The organism is Synechococcus sp. CS-1326 (assembly GCF_025128115.1).
In the GTDB taxonomy this organism is placed as follows: Bacteria; Cyanobacteriota; Cyanobacteriia; order PCC-6307; family Cyanobiaceae; genus Regnicoccus.
The window spans coordinates 165,308-175,664 of sequence record NZ_JAHLYV010000012.1 but is presented as its reverse complement, the minus strand read 5'-3'; the positions used below and the strand labels follow the sequence as shown (position 1 = coordinate 175,664).

Genomic DNA, 10,357 nt, shown 5'->3' with positions numbered 1-10,357 from the left:
GTAGAGCTCGATAAACTTGGGCAGAGACAGACCCGACTGGAACTGGATCCGATTCATAGCCATGGCAATCAGAGCTGGTACATGTGTATCAGTCTAGGCGACAGGCAGCAGGCGGCGGATCTTGCTACCTAATCAAGAGACCAGATGCAATTTCTCTCTGTATAATTTCTGCGAGACCGTCGATTTCCTTGCGATCATCACCCCACTGAACAATTTGTACAATCCCATCTTGATTCTGCGCGTATGCCTGGAGAGATCCAAGAGATCTATTAGGATTTTTGGAAATGAGAGCTGAAGCCATTTCAGTGACCTTCTTGGGACATCTTCTTATAGTGTCAAAGGTTACGTCTGTGAAATCACCAAAAGTCACGTCGATCGAACGAATTCCCTCGGGATGAGCGAATTTAAAGCTATAGATCGATTGATCATCGTCTCCTACGATAACGATATCAGAGCCTCCGCGAAAGAGTCTTATAAACTCCTGCTCAGATTTGTTGAGGTCTTGGTATTCGTCTACGAGTATTGCTTGATACTTTCCAATTTCTGGAGAAGCAGGGTTGTTTCTAAGATAGCGCAATGCGAGTGGAATAACCTCGCCTACGAGTAATGCTCCATGCTCCTTCAGCCAGCTGACTAAGGCATCTTCAAATTCTTGTTCATCCAGATCTCTTGCATATCCTGGCTGATCTGACTGAAGAGTCGCCCAGCCAGAAACAAAGGATGCGACCAATTCTTTCTTCTTTCTCACGTCATGGCCATCTGGTATCTGAATGTCTCGAAAAGCCGGCGACAGCTCATGTTCGATGATGATGCGAGGCCGGCGATCAAGCAATTCCTGGGCTTCTTGGCGAAGCAACATTTGCATTGCATGGCTATGAAGCGTCCTGGCTACAACCTTTTCGGCTCCAGCACTCTCTATGGTTGCAATTTCATTTCTTAAGTCCGCAGCGGAAGTCCGGGTGAAGGTAATTGCCAGGATTTCTTCGGGAGGAACCCCCGTTTCCATCAATCGAGCGATTCTTCTTTTGATTGCAAAGCTTTTCCCAGACCCTGGACCTGCAAGTGACCTTATGACGTGTGCATCTGAGCTTGCCAGCAAAAAGCTTGGAGATTCGCGGTCAAGGTTGTCGTCCCAAGGCATTGGCTACTCCGGTTATCGTGGATAAATCTAACTTGTTCTTGGACAGTTCCGCAAACTACACCCCATAGACGGTCTCCTTCTGCAATCAACAGGAACAACGCCTTCACAAGTATCGCGCACGCCTTGTGCTGGAGGGGTTTTGGTCAGTCTGCTGAGATGAGCCATTGTGGTTCGCGGGTCAGATAACCACTTTTCAGAATGATACAAAGCCGGCTGGCCTCTTCTAAAGGAAAGGCTTCTTCAACCACACTTTCAAGCCATGGAATTCGGCCACCCCTCTCAGCTTCTAAGCCCTTAAACAGAAGGAACACTCACGCCCCATCAGCCTGCTCCACAACTCTCCACTTCCCTCCATCCAGATCAAACCTTCGCCAACGTCACCCGCTCCGGCTGGTGCTGGTATTTGCCGGCACGGTCGCTGTAGGTGGTCTGGCAGGGTTCGCCTTCGAAGAACAGCAGCTGGCAGATGCCTTCGCTGGCGTAGATGCGGCAATCAGCGCCGGAGGAGTTGCTGAACTCCAGCGTGAGATGGCCTTCCCAGCTGGCTTCAGCCGGGGTGGTGTTCACGATGATGCCGAGGCGCGCATAGGTGCTCTTGCCCAGGCAGATCACGGTGATGTTGGCCGGCACCCGCAGCAGCTCCAGCGCCACCCCCAGGCCGTAGGAATGGGCGGGCAGGATGAAGTAGTCGCCGTCGTCGTCGTGGTGCAGCGGTGCCGGCTCCAGGTTCGCCGGGTTGAACCGCTTCGGGTTCATCACCGTGCCCGGCACGTGCCGGAAGATCAGGAATTCCTTCGGCGAGAGCCGCAGGTCGTAGCCGTAGGAGGAGCAGCCATAGCTCAGCACCGGCGCCGTGCGGTTCTCGGCATCGAGGTGGCGCACCAGCGTGGCCTGGAACGGTTCGAGCATGCCGCTCGCGGCCTGTTCGTTGATCCAGCGGTCGCACTTGAGCATGGGGTCAGCAGTTGCGGCGGAGCTGGGTGACCTGATCCGCCATCGCCAGCAGCCCCTCGGGAATCGAGGGGCCCGTGAGGATCACATCGAGGTTGGGCGGGCGTTGGCGCAGGCTGGCCTCCACCTCCGCCGCTTCCAGGTAGCCGAGGCCGATCGCCAGGCCCAGCTCATCGAGCACCAGCAGGCTGAGTTCGCCGGTGAGCAACTGCCGGCGGCTGAAGGCCCAGACCTGCTCGACCGCAGCCCGTTCCACCTCATCGTCGGCTGGTTCGGTCAGGCAGGCGGGCACCGCCGGACGCATCCACTGCAGCCGGCCGCAGAGCCAGAGGCTGTGCTCCGGCCCCTGGTCGACACCGCCCTTGAGGAACTGACTGATCAGCACCCGGCTGCCGAGCCCCGCGGTCCGCAGGGCCTGGCTGAACACCCCGTCGAAGCTGCCGCGGAACGGGGCTGTGTGCACCTGCAACAGGCCCTCCGTCTGGGCCAGGCCAGGAACGGAGCGGAGCGGGCGCACCTCGACGCAAGGCTTGATCAGGCTGGCCGTCATCAACACCCTTCAGAACCGCGATGCTGAATGTAGCGGCGCCGTCCGCCGAAACAAGCTGCTTGCCACCACCCCTAGTGCAAACAGATGTACCAGCCAGCGGCTGTCCAGCTCATGCCCGCCGCTTCGCCGCTGCGCCCAGCCAGGCCCTGACAGGCCGGAAGCGGGTGGTTAGTGTCATCGGATACAGGGAGCACCCGGGGCGCTCCGTAGCTTCCAGCCACTTGTTCCGCCGTCATGGTCGGCGCTATGCGCGGATTCAGCCGCACCAGCACCACCCCTCCCCCCAGCTCCGGCGGACTGCCCCCCCCCGCCAATGGGCCGGCCACCCTGCTTGAGGTGATGCGTGGCCTCAACGGCAGCACGCTCGAAACGGTGGAGCGGGGAAAAACGATCTTCTTCCCGGGTGATCCGGCCGAGCGGGTCTACCTGCTCCGCCGTGGTGCCGTCCGGCTTTCCAGGGTGTATGAATCGGGCGAGGAGATCACCGTGGCCCTGCTGCGGGAGAACAGCCTGTTCGGCGTGCTCTCCCTGCTCACCGGCCAACGCTCCGATCGCTTCTATCACGCGGTGGCCTTCACCCGTGTCGAGATGGTGGCGGCACCGGCCACCTCGGTGCGGCGGGCGATCGAGCAGGACGCCAGCGTCGGTCTGCTCCTGTTGCAGGGGCTCTCCTCCCGCATCCTCCAGACCGAAACCATGATCGAAACCCTCACCCATCGCGACATGTCCTCGCGGCTGGTGAGCTTTCTGCTGGTGCTCTGCCGTGATTTCGGCGTGCCGGGCACCGATGGCATCACCATCGACCTGCGGCTCTCCCACCAGTCGATCGCCGAAGCGATCGGCTCGACCCGGGTCACCATCACCAGGCTGCTCGGTGACCTGCGCCAGGCCGGGCTGGTCCAGGTGGACCGCAAGAAGATCACCGTGTTCGATCCGGTGGCCCTGGCCAAGCGCTTCAGCTGATCTCCCCCTGGCTGGGCGGAGGTCCGCCGTCGATACTGGATTCCCCTGCACTGGGCCGTGTCCGGCTGGCTGCTGATCCTTGCCCTTCTGGTGCTGGGTGGTGTGCTCGCCACCCTGGGGGATCGGCTGGGCAGCCGCATCGGCAAGGCCCGGCTCAGCCTGTTCAACCTCAGGCCGCGCAACACGGCCGTGCTGATCACCGTGCTCACCGGCAGCCTGATCAGCGCCATTTCGCTGGGATTGATGCTCGCGGTCAGTGAACGCCTCCGGGTGGGCCTGTTCGAGCTCGATGCCTTGCAGCTGAAGCTGCGGGAAGGGCGCACGGCCCTGGATCGCAGCACCGCAGCGCTCGGGGCCAGCGAAAGCGCTCGCCTGCGCAGCGCCACGGCCCAGCGCCAGGCGCAGCAGGGCGTCGTGCGGGCCGAGCAGGGTCGCGCCCAGGCCCGGCAGCAGCTGGCCTCGGTGGAGGTGCAGGCCACGCAGCTGCGGCGGGAGCTGCAACCGCTTCAGGCCCAGCGTCAGGCCCTGCTCAGCCAGCGGGATCGGCTCACGGCGGAGATCAGGGGCCGCGATCGCGACATCCGCAGCACCGAAGCGGAGCTGGCCCGGGTCAGGCAGCAGATCAAGGCTGGTGAAGCCGAGCTCAAGGGGCTGGAAACCAAGCTGATCGCCCTGCGCCAGGGGGATGTGGTGATCACCAGCGGCCAGGCCCTCGCCACCGCCAAGGTGGCGCTGAAACGGCCTGCCGAGGCCAGGCCGGTGATCGAGGCCCTGCTGCGCCAGGCCAACCTCAAGGCTTTTGAGCGGGTGCTGCCCGGCCAGCCCGCCGACAGCCAGATCCTGCTGGTCCCCCGCGCCGACATCGTCAAGCTGGAGGGGTTGCTCGGCAAAGGCGGCTCCTGGGTCGTGAGCATCCTCTCGGCCGCCAATGTGCTGCGGGGGGAGCGCCAGGTGCTGGGCTTCCCCGACCTGCGGCAGAACCGCACGGTGATCCGTCAGGGGGATGTGATGGCCACCACGTCCCTGGAGGGCGACGAGCTCTCCGCCATCCAGGTGCGCAATCGCCTCAACCTCCTGCTCACCGCCTCCTTCGCCAGGGCCCAGCGGCAGGGGTCGGTGGCCGATGGGGTTCAGTTCGATGTGAATCTGTTCAACCGGCTGGGCCGCGAGCTCAGCGAGCGCCCCGGCGGGCAGAGCGTCAGGCTCGAAGCCGTGGCGGTGCGGAATTCAGACACCCCTGATCCGATCTTCCTCGAACTCCGTCGGGTCGGGGGCACCGCCGCTGGAACAGCTGCTTCCGTGCAACCTCGGCGGCCATGAGCGAGCTGCCAGCCGAGGGGCCCCTGGCCGGCCTTGATCCCGGCCGCAGCAAGTGCGGTCTCGTGCGCACCGATGCCAGCCGCCACCGGATCGAAGCGGCCCTGGTGCTCAGTCCGGATGAAACGCTGCAGCAGCTGAGCAGCTGGATTCGCCGCCGCCAGGTGTCTGCTCTTGTGCTCGGCAACGGCACGGGCAGCCAGGCCTGGCTGCAGCGGCTGCAACCGCTCTGCCCGGTGCTGTTGGTCGATGAGCGGGGCAGCACCCTGGCCGCCCGGCCGCGCTACTGGCAGCTCCATCCAGCCCGGGGCTGGCAACGGCTGCTTCCCCTCGGGCTCCGGCAGCCACCGCGACCCTGGGATGATGTCGTTGCCCAGGTGTTGCTGGAGCGAACACTCGGCTATCGCCTCGACTGTTGCCTCGATCGCCCCTCCCCTGGCCCAGGCGTCGCCCCATCCCCCTAAAACTTGGCCCGCACGGTGAAGGCATAGTCGCTGCCGGGTTCCAGCTGGTAGTCGGCCTTGAGCAGAAAGCGCAGCAGCGCGTCCTGGATCAGGGCGCGGCCGAGCGAGGGCTCCACGCTCAGCTCGCCGCGATCGAAGGCCCAGCGGAAGGTCCACTGAAATCCGCCGGCGACCACCTCGCCTTCGAGCAGCTTCTGGCTGAAGCTCTGGTGCAGGACCCGCAGCTGGGCGGTGGTGGCGGGCAGGCGACTCACGGCGACAACGTACGGGGCAGGCTGGGCAGGGTGCCGTTCAGGCAGGGGCGGCCTGAAAAGCGTTGATCCGGTTGCCGGCCCGCTCGTAGCCAAGCGCCTGGATCAGGGCCACCCCGTCGAGCACCTCGTCGAGCACGGCATCAAGCACCGACTGCTCGGCAGGGCTGAAGCGGCCGAGCACATGGGACACGGTGCGTTCCTTGCGCAGGCCGGGCTCCGTGGCCGGAGCGCCGATGCCGATCCGCAGCCGGGCGAACCGCTGGGTGCCGAGTTGCTCGATCGTGCTGCGCAGGCCGTTATGGCCGCCGGCACTGCCCTCGCGGCGCAAACGCAGCCGGCCCAGGGGTAGATCCATGTCGTCGACGAGCACGAGCACCTGGTCAGGTCCCAGGCCGAACCAGTCGAGCGTGGCACGAATCGAGCCACCGCTTTCGTTCATGAAGGTGCTGGGCATCAGCAACCGCAGACGGCGCTCGCCCTGCCGCAGGTCGGCGAGCTGGCCCCTGAGCTTGCCGTTCTGGCGAAAGGTCACCCCCTCACGGCGGGCCAGTCGCTCCAGGGCCATGAAGCCCACGTTGTGGCGGGTGCTGGTGTACGCGCTGCCGGGATTGCCAAGCCCGACCAGCACCTGGAGATCCCCATCCCGGGGCGGCGTGGTGGTCATGACGGGTCGACGGAGCGGGACCAGCGAATCCTCGGCCAGGACGGCTGCGATCAGCCGGGCGGGGTGGAAGCGATCGGATCTGCGGCCTGCTCCGGTTCGCTCGACACGGGCGGAGCCGCCTCCTCTGGTGTGGCTTTGGAAGCCGCTTCAACGGCCAGAACCGGGGCGCCAGTGGCCGCCTGGATCGGCAGGTCGTTCTGGACCGGCAGGTCGTTGATCACGGGCTGCTCTCGCTCCACCAGCTCCCGCTCCGTCGTGGTGACCCTGACCGTTTCGGTATCGATGGCCTGGCGAAACTCCTGCTCAAACTCCCGGGAAGCGGACTGAAAGCCCTTCAGGGTGCGGCCCAGGGTGCGGCCCAGCTCCGGCAACCGCTTCGGGCCGAACACAAGCAGGGCGATGGCGGCAATCACCGCCATTTCCGGCAGACCGATCCCGAAGACATTCATGGGCAGTGCGATCGCCAGGTTGGCGGTGAATCAGCTTGACGGTGAATCAGCCGAGGCCGTTCCAGTTCACAGTGATGCCATCAAGCAGCAACGACTTGTTGTACAGCTGCAGGATCACCAGCAGGAACACAAGGAACAGCAGCATGATCACTCCCATCACGGGTGTTGTTCCCCAGCCGGGCACGACCTTGCCGTACTCGGAATTCAGGGGACGAAGCAGGTCTCCCAGGCGGGTGCGTTGGGCCATGGCGGCTGAACCTCTCTGGAACGGGGATCGGAATCACTACTGTAAAGGTCTCGATGCTGCACCGGGCCGCCCCGGTCGAGAGTTGCAACAGGAACCGGTCGCGACCATTCCTGTTGAAACCTGATCCGGCCCGACCATCCAGCCCTCCGTCCCCCTCCCTGCCCGCCGCACCCGCCCGTGACCGACACCTCCCCTGCGCTCTCGATCTCGATCACCGTTCTGCTGGTGCTGTTCGCCCTGACCGGTTTTGGCGTGTATCTGGCCTTCGGGCCGCCATCGAAGGGGCTCACCGATCCATTCGACGATCACGACGACTGAGGCCGGGCCGAGTCACGCCGGGCCGATTGACGCCGGATCCGCCAGCTGGCCAGCTGCCAGGGCCCGAGGCGGCCCAGCTCGCCATCAGGGCCCTGATCCGTCGCCGTCGCCAGGCGCTCCAGCAGCTGCCAGGGCTGGCTGAGCCTCAGCTGCCGGCGGCAGGGCGAAAGGTTCTGCACCGTGAGCTGCAGCACCCCCGCTTCCGGATCAGGTCGCAGGCTGATCAGTCGAAGATCAGAGTCGCCCAGGTCCAGAATCGGCAACCAGGATTCCTGGCCGCCGCCGCCCGGCCGCCGCCAGAGGGGCTCGCGGAACCGCACGGCCTCGGCGGCAACCGCCGCCTGCCGCCAACCCCCCGCGCAGGGGAGAAGGGCGAGCCGCAGGCGTTGCAGGCCGCCATCCGCGCCTGGATCGGGCCAGCACGGTCCGCGCAGCAGGGACACCCCCAGCCGATCCGGCTCGGCCGACACGCCCTGGGGACCGTCGAGCAGCACCGCCAGGCCACTGGAGGCAGCCTGGCTGGCCACCCAGCTGATCGCCGGCACTTCCCAGCGGCTCGCCTCCCGCGCGGTGCAAACCTCAGCAGGCCGCTCCAGCACGCCCCCGGCGGTGTCCGCCGCCCAGCGCCGGGCTCTTTGGCCGAGCGGCAACTCCAGCCGCAGCAGTTCATGGCGCTGGCGCCAGTCCACGCTCAGGGTCAGCTCCAGCCAGGGGCTGCCGGCGCGCAGCTGGATGTCCAGTCGCAGCCGGCTGGCCCCGGCCTGCCCCCGCCAGACCAGACGAGAGCAGAGCGGCCCCTGTTCGGCCAGCTCGGGGCCTGGTTCCCAGCTCAGCGGCAGCGGGTGATCGCGGTGGTCGCCGGCCAGGTCCCAGGCATCCCAGAACTCGCCGCGATCGCCCCAGCGGCACCAGGCCAGGGGGGCGGAAAGCTGCGGCAGGCCATCGGCGCCCTGGAGCTGCTCGAGTCCGGTCGGCCCCAGCTGGGCCAGGATCCGGCCATTGCCGAGCAGCCACCCCGCGCCGTTCTCCGCATCGCGCCGCTTCAGCTGGACCGGTCCATCGATCGCCAGGGGGGGCAGGGGGTTGACCGGGCTGCGGCGACGGCGGAGGGCCAGCGCCGCCGCTCCCGGGCTGCCGGCCAGCTGGACCCACTGCCCTCCCCCCGGTGCCTGCTGCTCGGGCAGTCGCTGGGGCCCCTGCCACCACGGACCGGCTGGCAGGCGCACGGTGAGGGGGGCCGCCGGCAGCGGCTGGAGCCCGATCAGCCACCAGTTGTTGCTTTGCTCTTCTGATCCCGTCCCGCTGCCGCCCGGCAACCAGGCCTGCAGGGCGCGGTCGCGCTGGCGCCGTGCCTGGCGCCTGGCGCGGCGCCATTCCGGCTCGGCCTGCTCGAACACATCGGCGATCGAGGTGCCCGGCAGGATGTCGTGGAACTGCTGAAACAGCAACGGCCGCCAGTCGACGCGGCCGTCCTGGTTGCCGCCCTGGTTGCCTGTTGGGTCGGAGCTGGGCTCGGGACTGGGCTCGGGACTGGGCTCGGAATCCGCCCAGAGCAGCCCCGTTGCCAGGTCCGCCTCCCGCAGCAGCCGCTCGAGGCTGCGGTTGTGGCGTTTCTGATCCGGCCGGCTGGTGGCGCAGCCGCGGTGCAATTCCAGGTAGAGCTCGTCGCGCCAGACCGGCAGCTGGTCGCGATGCTCCTCCAGCTGGGCCAGGTGGGCCCGCAGGCTGCCGTGCTGCTGGGGCGCCGTTGTCGGCTGGTCCTGCCAGAGCTCCAGCTGCGCCAGCATTTCGGCGGTGGGACCGCCACCGTGGTCCCCCACCCCGGGCAGCCACAGAACCGTGGCCAGTCCGGTGGCCAGCTCCCACTCCAGCCGATGCCGCTCCATGGCCACCGGATCGCCGTCACTGCCGATCGGGCCTGTCATCAGGGTCAGCAACTCGGCGCCACAGCGGCCGCGCCAGCGGAACAGCCGGTGCGGGAAGGGGTTGGTGGCATTCCAGGCCAGCTTGTGGGTGCAGAACCAGCGCACACCAGTGGCCGCGGCCAGGCTCGGCAGTCCGGCCGCGAAGCCGAAGCTGTCGGGCAGCCAGGCGAGGGCGTGGCTCCACTCCGGAAAGGTGCGGCGGCTGTAATCCTGTCCCTCCTGGAACTGGCGCAGCAGGGACGCGGTGCTGATCAGCACGCAGTCGCTTTCGACCCACGGCCCGTTGAGGGGCTCCCAGCGGCCGCTGCGCATCATCGCCCGGATCTCGCCGAACAGGGCGGGCCGGTGCCGCTCCAGCCAGGCGTAGAGCGCCGGCGTGGAATGGCCGAAGTGGAGCTGGGGATGGCGCTGCATCAGCGCCAGGGCCGAGCGGAAGGTGCGCTCGGCAGCCAGCCAGCTGTCGGCCACCGGCCACAGCCAGGCCAGATCCAGATGGGCGTGGCTGAGCACATGGAAGCCGGCGTCGGGCGCCATCGGTTGCGCAGGTCCAACCGGGGCGCTCTGGCGCAGCTGCTCCAGCTCCAGGGCCGTGGCTGTGAGCAGGCCATCGGGGTCGTCTGCTCCCAGCGGCTCCAGCTCGATGCGGCTCAGGATCAGGGCGCCGTCGTCATGGAGGGGGCTGCGCAACTCCAGCTCCAGCTCCAGCGGCTCGCCCTGCCACCAGCTTTCCGGCAGTGGCCAGCGGCAGGACGAATCGTAGAGATCGCCCTGATGCACCGGCTTCCCGTTCACCCGCAGCACCACCTCGATGGCCCACCAGCGCAAGGCCAGCCGCGCCCGGCAGAGGCCCCCCTGCCGCCAGGACGGTGGGCAGGCCAGCGCAAGCACCAGCGTCAGCTCAACCCCTCCCCGGGGCCAGATCAGCAGTCCCCGGCGATGCCAGTCGGGTCGATGCAGGCGGCCCCAGGGGTCGGCGAGGGCCCGATCACCGGCCACGTCGGCGTCGCGCCGCCGCCACAGCGGCAGCAGATCCAGCCTCGAACGTGATCGAAACGTTTCAATCGAGGGGGGATGCACGCTCTGGTGGCCTTGCGGCATGGGTGGAGGCCACGGG

13 protein-coding genes are annotated in these 10,357 nt (G+C 66.5%); 4 read left to right on the top strand and 9 right to left on the bottom strand.

Annotated features, from left to right (window positions below; all coding sequences use genetic code 11):
* Positions 1-124 precede the first annotated feature (124 nt).
* The 4 genes from KQ307_RS04430 to KQ307_RS04415 form a co-directional block, all read right to left on the bottom strand.
* A complete protein-coding gene (locus KQ307_RS04430; protein ID WP_259727079.1) occupies positions 125-1,141 on the bottom strand; it encodes a UvrD-helicase domain-containing protein in 1,017 nt (338 codons plus the stop codon).
* 143 nt (positions 1,142-1,284) lie between these two features.
* Positions 1,285-1,452: a hypothetical protein gene (locus KQ307_RS04425; protein WP_259727078.1), complete on the bottom strand. Its 168-nt coding sequence runs from the start codon at positions 1,450-1,452 to the stop codon at positions 1,285-1,287.
* Between the two features lie 49 nt (positions 1,453-1,501).
* Positions 1,502-2,095 (bottom strand): dCTP deaminase, encoded by a 594-nt coding sequence (gene dcd, locus KQ307_RS04420; RefSeq protein ID WP_259701712.1) that lies wholly within the window; start codon positions 2,093-2,095, stop codon positions 1,502-1,504.
* Between the two features lie 4 nt (positions 2,096-2,099).
* Positions 2,100-2,642 carry a cob(I)yrinic acid a,c-diamide adenosyltransferase gene (locus KQ307_RS04415; protein ID WP_259727077.1) on the bottom strand — a complete coding sequence of 181 codons (543 nt, stop codon included), beginning with the start codon at positions 2,640-2,642 and terminating at the stop codon, positions 2,100-2,102.
* 234 nt (positions 2,643-2,876) lie between these two features.
* Here KQ307_RS04415 and ntcA point away from each other — a divergent pair, with 234 nt between their 5' ends.
* The 3 genes from ntcA to KQ307_RS04400 are packed head-to-tail and all read left to right on the top strand — an operon-like array spanning position 2,877 to position 5,386.
* Positions 2,877-3,605 (top strand): global nitrogen regulator NtcA, encoded by a 729-nt coding sequence (ntcA, locus tag KQ307_RS04410; protein ID WP_259701714.1) that lies wholly within the window; start codon positions 2,877-2,879, stop codon positions 3,603-3,605.
* Between the two features lie 57 nt (positions 3,606-3,662).
* The gene (locus tag KQ307_RS04405; protein WP_259701715.1) at positions 3,663-4,925 is read left to right on the top strand and encodes a DUF3084 domain-containing protein; all 1,263 of its coding nucleotides are present in this window, start codon (positions 3,663-3,665) and stop codon (positions 4,923-4,925) included.
* Positions 4,922-5,386 (top strand): resolvase, encoded by a 465-nt coding sequence (locus KQ307_RS04400; protein ID WP_259727076.1) that lies wholly within the window; start codon positions 4,922-4,924, stop codon positions 5,384-5,386. The genes KQ307_RS04405 and KQ307_RS04400 overlap by 4 nt, the downstream gene beginning before the upstream one ends.
* Here the strand turns inward: KQ307_RS04400 and KQ307_RS04395 are convergent.
* Genes KQ307_RS04395 through psbH form a run of 4 tightly spaced genes read right to left on the bottom strand, consistent with a single transcriptional unit; the run spans position 5,383 to position 7,000 of the window.
* Positions 5,383-5,640: a DUF3146 family protein gene (locus KQ307_RS04395; RefSeq protein ID WP_259727075.1), complete on the bottom strand. Its 258-nt coding sequence runs from the start codon at positions 5,638-5,640 to the stop codon at positions 5,383-5,385. The genes KQ307_RS04400 and KQ307_RS04395 overlap by 4 nt on opposite strands.
* 37 nt (positions 5,641-5,677) lie before the next feature.
* Positions 5,678-6,304 carry an aminoacyl-tRNA hydrolase gene (gene pth, locus KQ307_RS04390; RefSeq protein WP_259701718.1) on the bottom strand — a complete coding sequence of 209 codons (627 nt, stop codon included), beginning with the start codon at positions 6,302-6,304 and terminating at the stop codon, positions 5,678-5,680.
* 50 nt (positions 6,305-6,354) lie between these two features.
* Positions 6,355-6,753, bottom strand: a complete 399-nt coding sequence (locus tag KQ307_RS14870) for a TatA/E family twin arginine-targeting protein translocase (RefSeq protein WP_259727074.1) — start codon at positions 6,751-6,753, stop codon at positions 6,355-6,357.
* Positions 6,754-6,799: 46 nt separating this feature from the next.
* On the bottom strand, positions 6,800-7,000 hold the full coding sequence (gene psbH, locus KQ307_RS04380; RefSeq protein ID WP_259701720.1) for a photosystem II reaction center phosphoprotein PsbH: 201 nt from the start codon (positions 6,998-7,000) through the stop codon (positions 6,800-6,802).
* 177 nt (positions 7,001-7,177) lie between these two features.
* Between psbH and psbN the strand changes: the two genes are divergently transcribed.
* The gene (psbN, locus tag KQ307_RS04375) at positions 7,178-7,318 is read left to right on the top strand and encodes a photosystem II reaction center protein PsbN (protein WP_259701721.1); all 141 of its coding nucleotides are present in this window, start codon (positions 7,178-7,180) and stop codon (positions 7,316-7,318) included.
* Here psbN and KQ307_RS04370 read toward each other — a convergent pair.
* Entirely contained in the window at positions 7,306-10,341 is a 3,036-nt protein-coding gene (locus KQ307_RS04370) for an alpha-mannosidase (RefSeq protein WP_259727073.1), read from the bottom strand. The genes psbN and KQ307_RS04370 overlap by 13 nt on opposite strands.
* Positions 10,342-10,357 lie beyond the last annotated feature (16 nt).